General features: G+C 69.1%; 11 protein-coding genes and 1 pseudogene. 10 read left to right on the forward strand and 2 right to left on the reverse strand.

Features of this window, described 5'->3' with window-relative positions; all coding sequences use genetic code 11:
• Nucleotides 1-177 precede the first annotated feature (177 nt).
• The 8 genes and pseudogenes from METUNV2_RS19125 to METUNV2_RS0111265 all read left to right on the forward strand — a co-directional run bounded on the left by METUNV2_RS19125 (nt 178) and on the right by METUNV2_RS0111265 (nt 11,251).
• Nucleotides 178-1,026 (forward strand): alpha/beta hydrolase, encoded by an 849-nt coding sequence (locus tag METUNV2_RS19125; protein ID WP_051081918.1) that lies wholly within the window; start codon nt 178-180, stop codon nt 1,024-1,026.
• Nucleotides 1,027-1,072: 46 nt separating this feature from the next.
• Nucleotides 1,073-2,278, forward strand: coding sequence for an efflux RND transporter periplasmic adaptor subunit (locus tag METUNV2_RS0111235; RefSeq protein WP_018229574.1), 1,206 nt, complete (start codon nt 1,073-1,075; stop codon nt 2,276-2,278).
• A 4-nt stretch (nt 2,279-2,282) separates the two neighbouring features.
• Nucleotides 2,283-5,465 carry an efflux RND transporter permease subunit gene (locus METUNV2_RS0111240; protein WP_018229575.1) on the forward strand — a complete coding sequence of 1,061 codons (3,183 nt, stop codon included), beginning with the start codon at nt 2,283-2,285 and terminating at the stop codon, nt 5,463-5,465.
• A gap of 13 nt (nt 5,466-5,478) precedes the next feature.
• The gene (locus METUNV2_RS0111245) at nt 5,479-7,002 is read left to right on the forward strand and encodes an efflux transporter outer membrane subunit (RefSeq protein WP_018229576.1); all 1,524 of its coding nucleotides are present in this window, start codon (nt 5,479-5,481) and stop codon (nt 7,000-7,002) included.
• A gap of 11 nt (nt 7,003-7,013) precedes the next feature.
• Nucleotides 7,014-7,751 carry an SDR family oxidoreductase gene (locus tag METUNV2_RS0111250; protein ID WP_018229577.1) on the forward strand — a complete coding sequence of 246 codons (738 nt, stop codon included), beginning with the start codon at nt 7,014-7,016 and terminating at the stop codon, nt 7,749-7,751.
• A gap of 188 nt (nt 7,752-7,939) precedes the next feature.
• On the forward strand, nt 7,940-8,923 hold the full coding sequence (locus METUNV2_RS0111255) for a 2-hydroxyacid dehydrogenase (RefSeq protein WP_018229578.1): 984 nt from the start codon (nt 7,940-7,942) through the stop codon (nt 8,921-8,923).
• Between the two features lie 247 nt (nt 8,924-9,170).
• A pseudogene (locus tag METUNV2_RS19130) lies at nt 9,171-10,162 on the forward strand (IS110 family transposase).
• A 249-nt stretch (nt 10,163-10,411) separates the two neighbouring features.
• Entirely contained in the window at nt 10,412-11,251 is an 840-nt protein-coding gene (locus tag METUNV2_RS0111265; RefSeq protein WP_018229579.1) for a zinc-dependent peptidase, read from the forward strand.
• Here the strand turns inward: METUNV2_RS0111265 and METUNV2_RS0111270 are convergent.
• Complete coding sequence (locus METUNV2_RS0111270) at nt 11,224-12,747, reverse strand: GGDEF domain-containing protein (protein WP_018229580.1); 1,524 nt, start codon at nt 12,745-12,747, stop codon at nt 11,224-11,226. The two genes, METUNV2_RS0111265 and METUNV2_RS0111270, sit on opposite strands and share 28 nt — an antisense overlap.
• Nucleotides 12,748-12,992: 245 nt before the next feature.
• A complete protein-coding gene (locus METUNV2_RS0111275; protein ID WP_018229581.1) occupies nt 12,993-13,664 on the reverse strand; it encodes a HisA/HisF-related TIM barrel protein in 672 nt (223 codons plus the stop codon).
• A 12-nt stretch (nt 13,665-13,676) separates the two neighbouring features.
• Between METUNV2_RS0111275 and METUNV2_RS0111280 the strand changes: the two genes are divergently transcribed.
• Both METUNV2_RS0111280 and METUNV2_RS0111285 read left to right on the forward strand, forming a co-directional pair.
• A complete protein-coding gene (locus tag METUNV2_RS0111280) occupies nt 13,677-14,681 on the forward strand; it encodes an ATP-grasp domain-containing protein (protein ID WP_018229582.1) in 1,005 nt (334 codons plus the stop codon).
• Nucleotides 14,678-15,706 carry a hydantoinase/oxoprolinase family protein gene (locus METUNV2_RS0111285; protein WP_018229583.1) on the forward strand — a complete coding sequence of 343 codons (1,029 nt, stop codon included), beginning with the start codon at nt 14,678-14,680 and terminating at the stop codon, nt 15,704-15,706. The genes METUNV2_RS0111280 and METUNV2_RS0111285 overlap by 4 nt, the downstream gene beginning before the upstream one ends.
• Nucleotides 15,707-15,739: the final 33 nt, after the last annotated feature.

Raw genomic sequence — 15,739 nt, forward strand, 5'->3', positions numbered from 1 at the left:
GGCATCTCCCGCGCTGTAAACAGACGCCGGCTGCCGCCCGATCGGGCTGCAACAGTGACGATCAATTGTTCAGACTTCGATAACAGTGTTATCGGATTCGCGCAGTTTATCCATCAATCGCCAACATCGACAATCTGCCCATGCCTTGACGCCGGCATGCCCGGCCCGGATTGAGCGATGACTTCCGCCGCAACACCCGCTTCTGCCTCCCCTTCCCGCCCCGCGGCTGCCCCGCCACGGGTGCGCAATCTGGACATCGCCGGCCCGCACGGCCGGCTGCCGCTGCGCCTGTACCAGCCGGCGGCCGACGCCCTGCTGCCGCTGGTGCTCTACCTGCACGGCGGCCGTTTCGTCGGCGGTTCTCTGGACGACGCCGACCCGATGGCGCGCCACATCGCCAGCGGCCTGCCGGCGGTGGTGGTGTCGGTCGATTACGCGCTGGCGCCGGCCCGGCCCTTCCCCGCCGCCCCGGAAGACGCCTACGCCGCACTGCTGTGGGCCGCGGAGCACGCCGCCTCGCTGGGCGCCGACGACCGGCGCATCGCGGTGGCCGGCGACGAGGCCGGCGGCAATCTGGCCGCCTCGCTCGCACTGATCGCGCGCGATCGGCAGGACCTGAAGATCGCCGCCCAGGTGCTGATCGGCCCGATGCTGGACCCGAGCATGACCCGCGCCGGGCACGCGACGCCGCTGCCGGCCGCGGTCAGCGCCGAAGATTTCGCGCACTGCTACCGCCAGTACCTGCCGCAGCTGTCGCAGCGCCTGCATCCGTATGCCGCGCCGCTGGAGTCCTGCCGCCAGGCCGGGCTGCCGCCCGCCTACATCGCCACCGCCGCCCAGGACCTGCTGCACTGCGAGGCCGAAAGCTATGCCGGCGCGCTCATTTCGGCCGGCGTGCACACCCAGGTCGAACGCTACGCCGGCGCCGATCACGCGGCCCTGCTCGCCCATCCGCAGCTGCGCGACTGCCTGCTGCAGTTCCTGCGCTGCCGCTTCGGCCAGTGCAGCGCAGACAGCCCGCGCTGAAACCCACAACAAGACACACACATTCATCGCAACCGGGAGCTTCGCCATGTCATTGCCTTACAAGCGCACCACCCTCGCCCTGCTGCTCACCTCACTGCTCGCCGCCGGCGGCTTCGTCGCGCTGCGTGCGCAGGCCGACGCCCCGCAGGCAGCCGCCGCACCGGCCGCGCCCGCGGTCGAGGTGGCGGAAGTGAAGGCGCAGACCATCATCGACTGGCAGGACTATTCCGGCCGGCTGGAAGCGGTAGACCGCGTGGACATCCGTCCGCTGGTGTCCGGCACGCTCACCGCGGTGCACTTCCGCGACGGCGCCTACGTGAAGAAGGGCGAAGTGCTGTTCACCATCGACCCGCGTCCGTATGCGGCAGAGGTGGAACGCGCGCAGGCCCAGCTCGCCGCCGCTCAGACCCGCGCCGCCTACAGCGCGACCGAACTGGCTCGCGGCCAGCGTCTGGCTGCCGACAACGCGATCGCGAAACGCGACCTCGACGAAAAGCAGAACGCCGCCCGCGAAGCCGATGCCCAGGTGCAGGCGGCACAGGCCGCGCTGACCGCAGCGAAGCTCAATCTCGAATACACCCGCATCGTCGCCCCGGTGTCCGGCCGCATTTCGCGCGCCGAAGTGACCGTGGGCAACATCGTCGCCGCCGGTGCCGGCACGCCGCCGCTCACCACGCTGGTGTCGGTCGACCGCATCTACGCCGCCTTCGACGTGGACGAACAGAGCTTCCTCAAGCATGTGAATCCGGCGCAGCGCGCCAAGGCCGAGCCGGTGCCGGTCTATCTGGGCCTGGCCGACGAGGACGGTCATTCGCGGCGCGGCGGCATCGCATCGGTGGACAACCGGCTCGACACCTCGTCCGGCACCATCCGCGTGCGCGCGGTGTTCGACAACGCCGACGGCCGCCTGCTGCCTGGCCTGTACGCACGCATCCGGCTCGGCGGCGGCGCCCCGCGCGAGGCGGTGCTGATCGACGAACGCGCCGTCGGCACCGATCAGGACAAGCGCTTCGTGCTGGTGATCGACGAAACGAACCGCACCGCCTACCGCGAAGTGCGGCTGGGCGCCCGGCAGAGCGGCCTGCGCATCATCGAGAGCGGGCTGGCAGCCGGCGAACGCATCGTGGTCAGCGGACTGCAGCGCACCCGGCCGGGCGACACCGTGTCGCCGAAAGAGGTGCCGATGAACCGCGAAAGCCTGGTCGACGCCCCGGTGCAGCCGGCCCGCCAGCGCCACGCCGTGAAGGCCTGAAGCCATGAACATTTCCAGGTTCTTCATCGACCGGCCGATCTTCGCCGGTGTGCTGTCGGTCATCATCCTGCTGGCCGGCGCGCTGTCGCTGTTCCAGCTCCCGATTTCCGAATATCCGGAAGTGGTGCCGCCCTCGGTCGTGGTACGCGCGCAGTTCCCGGGCGCCAACCCCAAGGTGATTGCCGAAACCGTGGCTTCGCCGCTGGAAGAGGCGATCAATGGCGTCGAGGACATGCTCTACATGCAGTCGCAGGCCAACAGCGACGGCAACCTCACGCTCACCGTGTACTTCAATCTGGGCATGGACCCGGACAAGGCGCAGCAGCTGGTGCAGAACCGGGTGTCGCAGGCCATGCCGCGACTGCCGCAGGACGTGCAGCGGCTGGGCGTCACCACGCTCAAAAGTTCGCCCACGCTCACCATGGTGGTGCACCTGATTTCGCCGGACGACCGCTACGACACCACCTATCTGCGCAACTACGCGGTGATCAACGTGAAGGACCGCCTGGCGCGCATCAAGGGCGTCGGCGAGGTCGGCATGTTCGGTGCCGGCAACTACGCGATGCGCGTGTGGCTGGACCCGCAGAAGGTGGCCCAGCGTGGCATGACCGCCAGCGACGTGGTGCGCGCGATCCGCGAACAGAACGTGCAGGTGGCCGCCGGCGTGATCGGCGCCTCGCCCAGCGGGCGCGACGTGCCGCTGCAGCTGTCGGTCAATGCGCAGGGCCGGCTGCAGAGCGAGGAAGAGTTCGCCCACATCATCCTGAAGTCGTCACCGGACGGCAGCATCACCCGCCTGGCCGACGTCGCGCGGGTGGAACTGGCCGCCTCCGAGTACGGCCTGCGCTCGCTGCTGAACAACAAGCCGGCGGTGGCGCTGCCGATACAGCAGGCCCCGGGCGCCAACGCGCTCGACGTGTCGGCCGCGGTACGCGAAACCATGGCCGAACTGGCCAAGGATTTCCCGCCCTCGGTCGAGTACCGCATCGTCTACGACCCGACCCAGTTCGTGCGCGCGTCGATCAAGGCGGTCATCGTGACCCTGCTCGAAGCGATCGCACTGGTGGTGCTGGTGGTCATCGTGTTCCTGCAGACCTGGCGCGCCTCCATCATTCCGCTGCTGGCGGTGCCGGTGTCCATCGTCGGCACCTTCTCGCTGATGCTGGGCTTCGGCTACTCGATCAACGCGCTGTCGCTGTTCGGCATGGTGCTGGCCATCGGCATCGTGGTCGATGACGCCATCGTGGTGGTCGAAAACGTCGAGCGCAACATCGCCGAAGGCCTGTCGGCGCGCGAAGCGACCTACCGCGCGATGCAGGAAGTGAGCGGCCCCATCATCGCGATCGCGCTCACGCTGGTGGCGGTGTTCGTACCGCTGGCTTTCATGACCGGCCTGACCGGCCAGTTCTACAAGCAGTTCGCGATGACCATCGCGATCTCGACGGTCATTTCGGCCTTCAACTCGCTCACGCTGTCGCCGGCGCTGGCGGCCATGCTGCTGAAGGGCCATGACGCGAAGCCGGACGCGCTGACGCGGGCGATGAACGCGGTGTTCGGCGGCTTCTTCGCCCGCTTCAACCGCTTCTTCAACCGCAGTTCCGAGCGCTACAGCAACGGCGCGCAGGGCGTGATCCGCCACAAGGGCGCGGCCATGGGCGTCTATGCGCTGCTGCTCGGTGCGACGGTCGGCCTGTCCTACCTGGTGCCCGGCGGCTTCGTGCCGGCGCAGGACAAGCAGTACCTGATCAGCTTCACCCAGCTGCCGGCCGGCGCCTCGCTCGACCGCACCGAAGACGTGATCCGCCGCATGGGCGAAATCACGCTGGCGCAGCCGGGCGTGGAAAGCGCGGTGGCCTTCCCCGGCCTGTCGATCAACGGCTTCACCAACAGTTCGAGCGCCGGCATCGTGTTCGCCACGCTCAAGCCCTTCGACGAGCGCAAGAGCCCGGAGCTGTCGGCGGGTGCTATCGCCGCCTCGCTGAACGCCAAGTTCGCCAGCATTTCCGACGCCTACATCGCGGTGTTCCCGCCGCCGCCGGTGATGGGTCTGGGCACGCTGGGCGGCTTCAAGCTTCAGCTGCAGGACCGCGGCGCGCTCGGCTACGCCGAACTCGATGCCGCCAAGGAAGCGTTCATCGCCGCCGCCGCGAAAGCGCCGGAACTGGGCCCGTCCTTTTCCAGCTACCAGATCAACGTGCCGCAGCTCGACGTCGATCTGGACCGGGTGAAGGCCAAGCAGCTCGGCGTGCCGATCACCGACGTGTTCGACACCATGCAGATCTATCTCGGCTCGCTGTACGTGAATGACTTCAACCGCTTCGGTCGCGTCTATCAGGTGCGTGCCCAGGCCGACGCGCCCTTCCGTGCCGAGGCGGCGGACATCCTGGCGCTGAAGACGCGCAACGCGAATGGCGACATGGTGCCGCTGTCCTCGCTGGTGAAGGTGAAGCCCAGCTTCGGCCCGGAAATGGTGGTGCGCTACAACGGCTATACCGCGGCCGACATCAACGGCGGCCCGGCACCCGGCTATTCGTCCGACCAGGCGCAGGCCGCAGCCGAGCGCATCGCGGCCGAAGTGCTGCCGCGCGGCGTGAAGTTCGAATGGACCGACCTCACCTACCAGAAGATTCTGGCCGGCAACGCCGGCGTGTGGGTGTTCCCGATCAGCGTGCTGCTGGTGTTCCTGGTGCTGGCCGCGCAGTACGAAAGCCTCACGCTGCCGCTGGCGGTCATCCTGATCGTGCCGATGAGCATTCTGGCCGCGCTGACCGGCGTCTGGCTGACCGCCGGCGACAACAACATCTTCACCCAGATCGGGTTGATGGTGCTGGTCGGGCTGTCGGCGAAGAACGCCATCCTGATCGTCGAGTTCGCCCGCGAGCTGGAACTGCGCGGACACGGCATCGTCGAGGCCGCGATCGAAGCCAGCCGGCTGCGTCTGCGCCCCATCCTGATGACCTCGATCGCTTTCATCATGGGCGTGGTGCCGCTGGTCACATCGAGCGGCGCCGGCTCGGAAATGCGCCATGCCATGGGCGTGGCGGTGTTCTCCGGCATGCTGGGCGTCACCTTCTTCGGCCTCTTCCTGACGCCGGTGTTCTACGTGCTGCTGCGCAAGGCCTCCGGCCGCAAGCTCACCCACGCCGGCCATACCCCGCTGCCCGATGTCGCAGCGGCGGCCCACTGATCCGGAGCAAGACATGAACGCATTCGATATCCCTGCCCTGCGCCGCACCGTCATACTGAGCGTGAGCCTGCTGGTGCTGGCCGGCTGCTCGGTGATGCAGGCCTACGAACGCCCGGCGGTCGATACGCCGGTCGCTTTCAAGGAGGCGCCCACCGGCAACAAGGACTGGAAGCTTGCGCACCCGTCGGAAGAACTGGCGCGCGGCGAGTGGTGGACCGTGTTCGGCGACAGCCGGCTGAACCTGCTGGTGGCACAGGCCATGGACGCCAACCAGGACCTGAAGGCCGCGGCGGCGCGGCTGGCCCAGGCACGGGCGCTGGTGCGTGACGCCCGCTCGCAGCAGTCGCCGCAGGTGGGCGCGGGCTTCGGCCCGACCCGCCAGCGCCAGTCGCCGGCCGCACGCGGTCTGGACGACGGCGCCGACGGCAGCGCGCTCACGCTGTGGCGTGCCCAGGCCACCGCATCCTATGAAGTGGATCTGTTCGGCCGGGTCGCCGCCGGCGTCGATGCCGCCACCTTCACCGCGCAGCAGCGCGAGGCGCTGTTCCGCTCGCTGCAGCTGGCACTGCAGGCCGACGTCGCCCAGAGCTATTTCCTGATCGGCGAGCTGGATGCCGAACAGGCGCTGTATGCGAGCACCGTCACGCTGCGGGCCGATGCACTCAGGCTGATGCAGCGGCGCTACGACGAGGGCGACGTGAGCGAGCTGGAGCTGGCCCGCGCGAAGACCGAACTGGCGTCGGCGCAGTCTGAATCGCTGGGCGTATCGCGCCGGCGCGCCAATGCCGAACACGCGCTGGCGCTGCTGACCGGCCGTGCGCCGGCCGATTTCGCGCTCGAATCGCGGCCGCTGCAGCCGGTCACCGTCGCGGTGCCGCCCGGCCTGCCGTCCGCGCTGCTGGAGCGGCGGCCGGACATCGCGGCCGCCGAACGCGCGATGGCGGCCGCCAACGCCCGGGTCGGCATCGCACAGGCGGCCTGGTTTCCGCGGCTGAACCTGACCGGCGCATTGGGCTACGAATCGTCCGAACTGGGCAATCTGTTCCAGTGGAGCACGCGCAGCTTTGTGCTCGGGCCGCTGGTCGGCACCGCGCTCACGCTGCCCCTGTTCGACGGCGGCGCGCGCGAAGCCGGTCTGGAGCGCGCCCGCGCCGCCTACGAGGAAGACGTTGCCAGCTACCGCCAGACCGTACTGAACGCCTTCCGCGAGGTCGAGGACCAGCTGGCCGCGCTGCGCATCCTGGCCGAACAGACGCAGACCCAGAACGACGCGGTGCGCGCCGCCGCGCGCGCGGCGGAACTGTCGCAGATCCGCTACCGCGAAGGGTCGGTCAGCCAGCTCGACGTGATCGACGCCGACCGCAGCGTGCTGCTGCAGCGCCGGGTCGCCGCCCAGCTCGAAGGCGAACGCGCACGGGCCGCGGTCGGTCTCATCCGTGCGCTGGGTGGCGGCTGGACACAGGCCGCACCGGACACGACATCCGCATTACCATCCGACGCAGGGCCGGACCAGATCCTGCACGCACGCAATCACTGAGGAGAAACACCATGAACACGCAACAGAAGGTCGCCTTCATCACTGGCGGCAACCGCGGCATCGGTCTGGAAACCGCACGTGGCCTCGGCAAGCTGGGCATCGAAGTGGTGATCGGCGTACGCAATCCGGACAAGGGTGAAGAAGCGGTCGCCGCGCTGCGCGCCGAAGGCATCCACGCCTCGGCCATCGGCTTCGACGCGGAAAAGCCGGAAAGCTTCCGCACCATCCATGACCACTTCGAGCGGGTCTATGGCCGGCTGGACATCCTGATCAACAACGCCGGCATCGCGCTGGCCGACTTCTTCGCACCGAATGCCAGCACGGTGTCGCAGGACGTGCTGCGCCGCACCTTCGACATCAATCTGTTCTCGGTGATCGAACTGACCCAGGTGCTGCTGCCGCTGATCCGCAAGGCGCCGGCCGGCCGCATCGTGAACCTGTCGTCCATCCTCGGTTCGCTGGGCGTGCACAGCGCGCCGGATTCGCCGATCGCGCCGGCCAAGGAACTGGCCTACAACGCCTCCAAGACCGCGCTGAATGCCTTCACCGTGCATCTGGCGGCGGAACTGAAGGACAGCGCGATCAAGGTGAACTCCGCCCACCCAGGCTGGGTGAAGACTGACATGGGCGGCCCGAACGCGCCGATGGAACTGGCCGACGGCGGCAAGACCAGCGTGCAGCTGGCCACGCTGCCGGCCGACGGCCCGACCGGCGGCTTCTTCCACATGGGCGAAGCGCTGCCCTGGTAAGCGGACGGCGGGCGGCGCATCACACCACCACGGCGCCGCCCGCCGGCGCGGAACACCACTGTGCCGCCCGCCGGCGCAGAACACCACTGTGCCGTCCTCCGGCGCAGAACACTTGTGCGCCGCGGCTCGCCCGCGTGCCGCGCCCGCGCTAGATTCGCGGCTCCGTCATCACGTTTCCGGAGCCCGTCTTGAGCCGCCCTGCCATCCTCGTCGCCCGCTACGTCCTGCCCGAACTGCTGGACCGCCTGTCGCAGCATTTCGAGGTCGAATCCAATCAGGCCGATCAGCTGCTGTCGCCGTCCGAACTGATCGCCCGGCTGCAGGGCAAGCGCGGCGCCTTCATCACCGCCAACGAGAAGATCGACGCCACATTGCTCGACGCCTGCCCTGATCTGCGTTCGGTGTGCACGATGGCGGTGGGCTACAACAACATCGACGTCGCCGCCTGCACCGCCCGCGGCATCGCGGTGAGCAACACGCCGGACGTGCTGACCGAATCGACCGCCGATTTCGGCTTCGCGCTCATGATGGCGGCCGCCCGCCGGGTGACCGAGAGCGAGCGCTTCCTGCGCGCCGGGCAATGGACCCACTGGACCTACGGCCTGATGAATGGCGTCGACGTGCATGGCGCCACGCTGGGCATCTTCGGCATGGGCCGCATCGGTCAGGCCATCGCGCGGCGCGGCGCGCTCGGCTTCGGCATGAAGGTGATCTACCACAACCGCAGCCGGCTCTCGCCGGACATCGAGGCGCCGCTGGGCGCGCGCTGGGTAGACAAGGACACGCTGCTGCGCGAGGCCGACCACCTGGTGCTGGTGGTGCCGTACTCGCCGGCGGTGCATCACGCCATCGGCGCCGCCGAACTGGCGCAGATGAAGCCGACCGCCACGCTGACCAATATCGCGCGCGGCGGCGTGGTCGATGACGCGGCGCTGGTCGAGGCACTGCGCGCGCAGCGCATCGCCGCCGCCGCGCTCGACGTGTTCGAGGGCGAACCGAAACTGCACCCGGGCCTGCTCGACCTGCCCAACACCGTGCTCACGCCGCACATCGCCAGCGCCACCGGCGCCACCCGCAAGGCCATGGCCGACCTTGCCGCCGAAAACCTGATCGCCATCCTGACCGGCGGCACGCCGCCGACGGTGCTCAACCCGGAGGTGTTGCAGCGCTGAGGCCGTATCGCGGCGAGGGCGCCGCTTGTATGTTCATCTACGGCAAGCGTAGTAGTGGACGCTTATCGGGCGGAGGGACGAGCGCCGCATCTGACGGCAAGCACGTACAGACAGTGGGAGAGATGTCCCGCCTTCACCCCCGAGCACCGATGAGGAATCCTTCGGACCGCGTCNGNCNCGGTACCGACCATATCCTGCAAGCCTGTGCCCAGGTGACCCCGACAAGCCCTTCAACCATAGTCCGGAGGTGCTCATCGTGACAAGTCAGACCGAATCCCCCCGCTTTGGCATCGACGTCTCCAAGCGCTGGCTGGACATCGCCGAGTACGGCCGCTCGCCGGTGCTGCACATCGACAACACCGCCCAGGCCATCCGCGGCTGGCTGCGCACCTTGCCCCCGGGCGCCTGCCACATCGCCTGCGAATCCACCGGCACCTACCACCGCGCGCTGGTCAAGCTGCTCATCGGCGCCGGTCATCGGGTGTATCTGATCGACGGCTACACGCTGTCCAGATACCGCGACACGCTGGGCCAGCGTGCCAAGACCGATCGGCACGACGCGGGGCTGATCGCCCGCTATCTCGCCCACGAAGGGGCGCGTCTGCGCCCGTTCTCGCTGCCGCCCCGTGCGGTGACCGACCTGCGCGCCCTGTTGCGCCGTCGCGCCACCCTGGTGCGTTGCCTGGGCCGCATGCGTCAGAGCATGGAGGAGCTGCCCGGCTTCGCCCGCCAGGTGCGGGCCGTCACCGAGCGGATCCAGGCGCTGATCAAACGGCTGGAGCAGCGCATCGCCGCGCTGATCGGCACCAGCGGCTGGGGCGACCCGTACCGGCGCATCCTGAAGGTTGAAGGCATCGGCACACTCACCGCCGCCGGTCTGTGCGCCACCTTCCACCGCGCCCCATTCGGCCGGGCCGATGCCTTCATCGCCTTCCTCGGCCTGGATGTGACCGTGCGTCAGTCGGGCACCCAGCGCGGACGCGGGGTGCTCAGCAAGAAGGGCGATGCCGAGATGCGCCGCCTGCTCTACAACGCCGCCTGCTCTACAACGCCGCCATGGCCGCCAGCCGATCCAGTACCTGGCAGCCCTTCTACCAGCGCATGCTCCAGCGCGGATTCAGCCGCACCCAGGCGCTGGTCGCTCTGGCCAGAAAGCTCGCAAGGGTCGCCTTCTCGCTAATGAAGAACGCCTCCGACTACGTCCCTCAACAACACGAAAACGCTTGCGCTCAAACATAGAATCTCCCACAACACCCGCCCCGGATCCAGCGCTTCTCGGTGGGAGCGGCGCCCCCGCCGCGATCGGGCCATTGATCAGGCGCCGTCTCCGTTTCAACGTCGAAATCGCGGCGAGGCGCCGCTCCCACGAAACCCGCTCAGCCCTGCGCCCGAGCCCCCGGTGGGCGCGGCGCACGATGCGTTCCCAGGTGATCGCCGAGGACGCGAAGCTGCGCTTGAAACACCGCCACCCGCCCCGATCTGCGACAGATGGAATCGCTCTCCTCACTGCTTGCGCTGGGTGCGCTGCTGACAGTGCTGCTGTCAGCAGCGCTGTGGCTGATCACCGCACCGCTGCGCACCGCGCTGCGGCGCCGCCGGGTGGCGAGCCGGCCCTTCCCTGCCGAATGGCGGCGGCTGCTGCAGCGACACATGCCGGCCTGGCGCCGGCTGCCGCCTGACCTGCAGCAGCGGCTGCGCCGCTGCATACGCATCTTCATTGCCGAGAAGCGCTTCGTCGGCTGTGACGGCCTGGTGGTAAGCGAAGACATGAAGGTGCTGATCGCTGCCCAGGCCTGTCTGCTGGTGCTGAACCGGCCGCTGGACGATCTGGCGAACGTGCGCGAAATCCTGCTCTACCCCGGTGCGTTCGCGGTACAGCGATGCGAGACCGACGCCAGCGGTGTCGAGCACTCCGGTCCGCGGGTGCATCTGGGCGAATCGTCGGCGCGCGGCCAGGTGGTGCTGGCCTGGGACGCGGTACTGGCCGGCGCAGCCGACCCGTACGACGGTCACAACGTGGTCATCCACGAATTCGCACACCAGCTCGACCAGCAGAACGGCGAAGCCAACGGTGCGCCGCCGATGCGCGGTGCCGCACGCATCGCCCGCTGGGCAGCGGTGATGGGCGCGGCCTACGCACTGCTGAACCAGCAGGTGGCGGCCGGCGATGTGCCGGCGCTCGACCCCTACGGTACGCACAGCCCGGCGGAATTCTTCGCGGTGGCCAGCGAAAGCTTCTTCGAGCGCCCGCAGTCGCTGGCGCGCGAACTGCCTGAACTGTATGACGCGCTGCGCGACTACTACCGGGCCGATCCGGGCATCTGGTAGATGATGGCGCCGGCCTCGGCCACCTCCACGCGATTGCGTCCACCGTCCTTGGCCCGGTAGAGCGCATGGTCGGCGGCATCGACCAGCTGGGTGAACTGCGGCAGCGACTGGGTCGATGAATCTGCATTCACCTGCGCGAAGCGCCGCGTGGCCATGACCGGACCGGGACGCACGGTGGCCACGCCCACGCTGACCGTCACCACCTGACTGACGGCGGACCCTTCGTGCCCGACCGCGAGCTGCTGCACCGCCGCGCGCATGGCTTCGGCCAGACGCAGTGCATCTTCGGCCGGGGTGTCGGGCAGCAGCACCGCGAATTCCTCGCCGCCGTAGCGCGCCACCATGTCCGAGGCACGGCGGGTACCGCCGGCCAGCGCTGCGGCGACCTCCTTCAGACAGCGGTCGCCCGCCAGATGGCCGTAGCGGTCGTTGTAGTGCTTGAAGAAATCCACGTCGATCATGAGCAGTGACAGCGGCAGCCCGCTGCGCAGCGCACGCCGCCATTCGCGCCCCAGCATGAGATCGAAATGGCGACGGTTGGCCACACCGGTCAGTCCGTCCAGCGCACTGCGTCGCTCAAGCTCGTCAGCCCGCTGCTGCATGCGCTCGTGAGCACGGCCAAGCTGCGCATACAGCCGCCCGTTCTCGATCAGCAGCGCGATCAGCACCAGACTGGCGGCGATCAGGCCATTCACCCGGCCGACATAGAAACCCAGATCGTAACGCCCGGCATTGAGCAGCGCCGCCATCGAAACTTCCAGCACCCAGGTAATCAGGGTCACGAGAAGCCATAGGTCGAGCGCCGCGTGCGGGCGCTTGCGCCACAGCATCCACAGCGCCAGCAGATTGAGCGCCCAGGGCAGCATGCTGACCACGGTCATGTCGCGCACATAGACGGTCCAGTCCTTCATCAGCACCGGCAGCACCGAGTCTTGCTGCAGCGCGATCAGCGAGGCAGCCCCCGCCACCGCCAGCGACGCGACGATGTGCCGCGACACCGACGGTCGCACGGCGAGCGAAGCCGTGCCCGCGCTTCTGCGCTCGCGTCGCGCCTGCCTCACGTAGAGCAGCACGAACAGCGGGAAGCCGCCGTGCCACAGCTGATAGAGCCAGGCCGTGCTCTGCAGCCCGGCGCCGAGCAGACCGGTGGGTGCAAACAGATCGGGAAAGGTGAGCAGGTGCGGCACGATGATGCATGCCACGAACAGGAAGCCGTCCGCCAGCAGCATCAGCGCACGCGAACAGAGGGTGTGACCGTGGCTGTACAGCAGCACCGCGGTGATCAGATAGACCACGAACAGCGCTGCGTCATAGACCGCCATGAAGGCCGGAAAGGCCGGCAGCGGCGTGCGCAGGAAAGGCAGGCTGGCGACGAACAGCAGCACCGAGAACAGCACGATGAGCCGGATCAGCCGGACTTCGCGCGGTCCCGCCGCATGGGTAGACATCAGCGCCGGTCGGAAAACCCGCGCATTGCCCTTCGAATTGTTCGACATGTCTGACTCACCCGCATGCGTGCTCCGGGCCGGCCCGCTGGCGCATCCGTCTTCATCGCGGATGGTCGTCATCGAACCGGGCCGCGTCCGCATCGTTTCCCCGCGATACGGACCGTCCGCGCCCGCCCTCCCCGGCGGCCGGCGCCTGCAGGCAATCTACACCCGGGCGTCGGGAAATATTCCCGACCTGGATCAAAATGTCTTACTGCGGCGCAGCATCCTGCGACAAAAAAAACCGGCTGCTTTCAGAGCCGGCCGTCGTGCAGCGCGCTGGCCACCAGCACCGCCGGCACACCGGCGGCATCCAGCGTCGCCAGATCAACCGCATCGCGCACGCCACCCGCGGCAATCACGGCCACATCCGGCCGCTGCGCGCGCAGGCGGGCGATCAGCGCCAGATCCGGGCCGGCATCGGCGCCGACCCGGGCAAGTTCCATCGCGATCACGCGCATCGGCCAGCCGGCCGGGTCGTGCGCCCAGTCGGGCCCGAGCGGCGCACCGGCGCGGTGGTCCAGCGACAGCAGCGCCGGCACGCCGGCTGCCGCCAGCCTGGCCAGCGCAGCCGGCTCGGCCAGCGTTTCGCTGCCCAGTATCGGCAGCGCGCCGGTGGCCTCATGCAGCGCCCGGGCCGCATCGGCACCGGCAAAACCGCCATCGACCCAGAACTCGACCTGGGGGTGGCGCACTGCCAGCGCAGCGATCTGCGCGCGGTGGTCGCCCAGACCGCGTATCGCATCGAGGTCCGCTATATATAGATGGCATGCGCCGGTGGCCTCGATCAGTGCATCCACCACCGCCACCGGCGCACAGCCCTCGACCAGACGGGAGCGCAGCGGCTGGTAAGCTTGCCGGTCGCCGCGGCGGGCGTGAACCACCTGACCTTGCATCAGGTCGATCACCGGAATCAGTTCAGGCACAAGAAACCCTATATGAATCAATGCATTTTCGTATTCGAGTTTATCACTGGCGGCGGTCTGGCCGGTGAGCCGCTGCCGCCATCCCTCGCACGCGAAGGTGCGCTGATGCGCGACGCGCTGCTGCGTGATGCGCTGGAACTGCCAGGCGGTACGGTGCTCACGCTGCACGACGCAAGGCTTACGCCGCCGGCGGCGCACACAGCGATCGAACGGATAGCGGTGGCGGACGCGACCGGCTTCGACGCCGCCTTCAATGCCGCACTCGCCCGCGCCGACGCGGTGCTGGTGGTGGCGCCGGAAACCGGCGGCGTATTGGCTGCACTGACCGGCCGGGTCGAAGCCGCCGGCCGGCGGCTGCTCGGCTGCGACAGCGCAACCAGCGCGCTGGCAGCGTCGAAATCGCGCACCGCGCGTGCGCTGGCCAAGGCCGGCATTGCGGTGCTGCCGCACTACACCGACCCGGACACGCTGCCCGACATTCTGGGCGCCTGGGCGGTGAAGCCGGACGACGGCGCCGGCTGCGACGACCTGCAGCGCCTGCCCGACCGCGCCACCGCGGCCGCCGCACTGCGCTGCGCGCCGGGCCGCCGGGTGGCCCAGCCCTGGCTGGACGGCGAGGCATGCAGCATGAATCTGCTGTGCGTGCGCGGCCACGCCGCGCTGCTGTCAGTGAACCGGCAGATCCTCGCCGACGACGACGGCCGCATCACGCTGGCGGCCCTTGCGGTGGGTGACATCCCGCCCTCGCCGGCGCACCAGCGCCTCGCGCAGCAGATCGCTGCCGCCCTGCCCGGCCTGCTCGGCCCGGTGGGTGTGGATTTCGTCGAAACCGAAGACGGCCCGGTGGTGGTGGAAATCAATCCGCGCATGAGTACTTCGGCCTGCGCACTGCGCGCCGCCACCGGCGTGAACCTGATCGCGGCCACGCTGGCGGCGCTGAAGCACGGCCGTCTGCCCGAAGTGGCCACCCTGCGCCCGCAGCGCATCGTGCTGGACGACGCGCAGGTGGCTGCATGACGGCGACACTGACCGGCTGGGACATCGGCGGCGCCCATGTGAAGGCGGCCCGGGTGATCGACGGACAGGTGATCGGCGTGGTGCAGGTGGCCTGCCCGCTGTGGCAGGGACTGGACAGGCTGGACGCCGCGGTGGCCGAAGCACTGTCGGTGCTGGGTGAATCACCGCGTCACGCGATCACCATGACCGGCGAAATGACCGATCTGTTCGCCTCGCGCGCCGATGGCGTGGCCGGCATCGCGCAGCGCATGCGCGCGCGTCTGCGCGGTGACATCGCGCTGTACGCCGGGCGCGCCGGCTGGGCGGCGGTCGACGGCGCGCACGCCCGGGCCGACGACATCGCCTCGGCCAACTGGCTGGCCACCGCAGCCTGGCTCGCCACCCGGCTGCCGCAGGCCCTGCTGGCCGACGTCGGCAGCACCACCAGCGATCTCATCGTGATCGATGGCGGCGTAGCCACCGACAGCCGCACCGACGCCGATCGCCTGATCAGCGGCGAACTGGTTTATGCCGGCGTGGTGCGCACGCCGCTGATGGCGCTGGCGCCCGCCATCGAGTTCCGCGGCCGACACCACCGGCTGATGGCTGAATACTTCGCCACCAGCGCCGACGTGTGGCGCCTGCTGGGTGAACTGCCGGACCACGCCGACCAGTATCCGGCGGCCGATGGCGGCGCCAAGACCCCGGAGGCATGCGCCCGCCGGCTGGCCCGCATGATAGGCCGTGACCTCGACGAAGGTTCGATGGACGACTGGCGCGCGCTTGCCGCCGCCTTTGCCGACGCCCAGCTCGCCGCGCTGGCGGACGCCTGCCGCGGTCTGCCGGGCATCCGCGGACTGGCGGCCGACGCGCCCGTGATAGCTGCCGGCGCCGGCCATTTCGTTGCCACCCGCCTTGCGGCCACACTTGGCCGCCCGGCACTCACGCTGGGCGCACTGCTCCGCGATATCGCCCCGTCCTGCGCGGATGCAGCCACCACCTGCGCGCCAGCGGTCGCGGTAGCGCTGCTCGCAGACGCCGCGTGATGACGACACCGATTGCCGGCGGCGCGACCGTCA

Source organism: Methyloversatilis universalis EHg5 (assembly GCF_000378945.1).
GTDB lineage: Bacteria > Pseudomonadota > Gammaproteobacteria > Burkholderiales > Rhodocyclaceae > Methyloversatilis > Methyloversatilis universalis_A.

Coding starts and splice junctions, on each gene's coding strand:
- METUNV2_RS19125 (WP_051081918.1), top strand. CDS start 178: ATGACTTCCGCCGCAACACCCGCTTCTGCCTCCCCTTCCCGCCCCGCG.
- METUNV2_RS0111235 (WP_018229574.1), top strand. CDS start 1,073: ATGTCATTGCCTTACAAGCGCACCACCCTCGCCCTGCTGCTCACCTCA.
- METUNV2_RS0111240 (WP_018229575.1), top strand. CDS start 2,283: ATGAACATTTCCAGGTTCTTCATCGACCGGCCGATCTTCGCCGGTGTG.
- METUNV2_RS0111245 (WP_018229576.1), top strand. CDS start 5,479: ATGAACGCATTCGATATCCCTGCCCTGCGCCGCACCGTCATACTGAGC.
- METUNV2_RS0111250 (WP_018229577.1), top strand. CDS start 7,014: ATGAACACGCAACAGAAGGTCGCCTTCATCACTGGCGGCAACCGCGGC.
- METUNV2_RS0111265 (WP_018229579.1), top strand. CDS start 10,412: ATGGAATCGCTCTCCTCACTGCTTGCGCTGGGTGCGCTGCTGACAGTG.
- METUNV2_RS0111270 (WP_018229580.1), bottom strand. CDS start 12,747: ATGTCGAACAATTCGAAGGGCAATGCGCGGGTTTTCCGACCGGCGCTG.
- METUNV2_RS0111280 (WP_018229582.1), top strand. CDS start 13,677: ATGAATCAATGCATTTTCGTATTCGAGTTTATCACTGGCGGCGGTCTG.
- METUNV2_RS0111285 (WP_018229583.1), top strand. CDS start 14,678: ATGACGGCGACACTGACCGGCTGGGACATCGGCGGCGCCCATGTGAAG.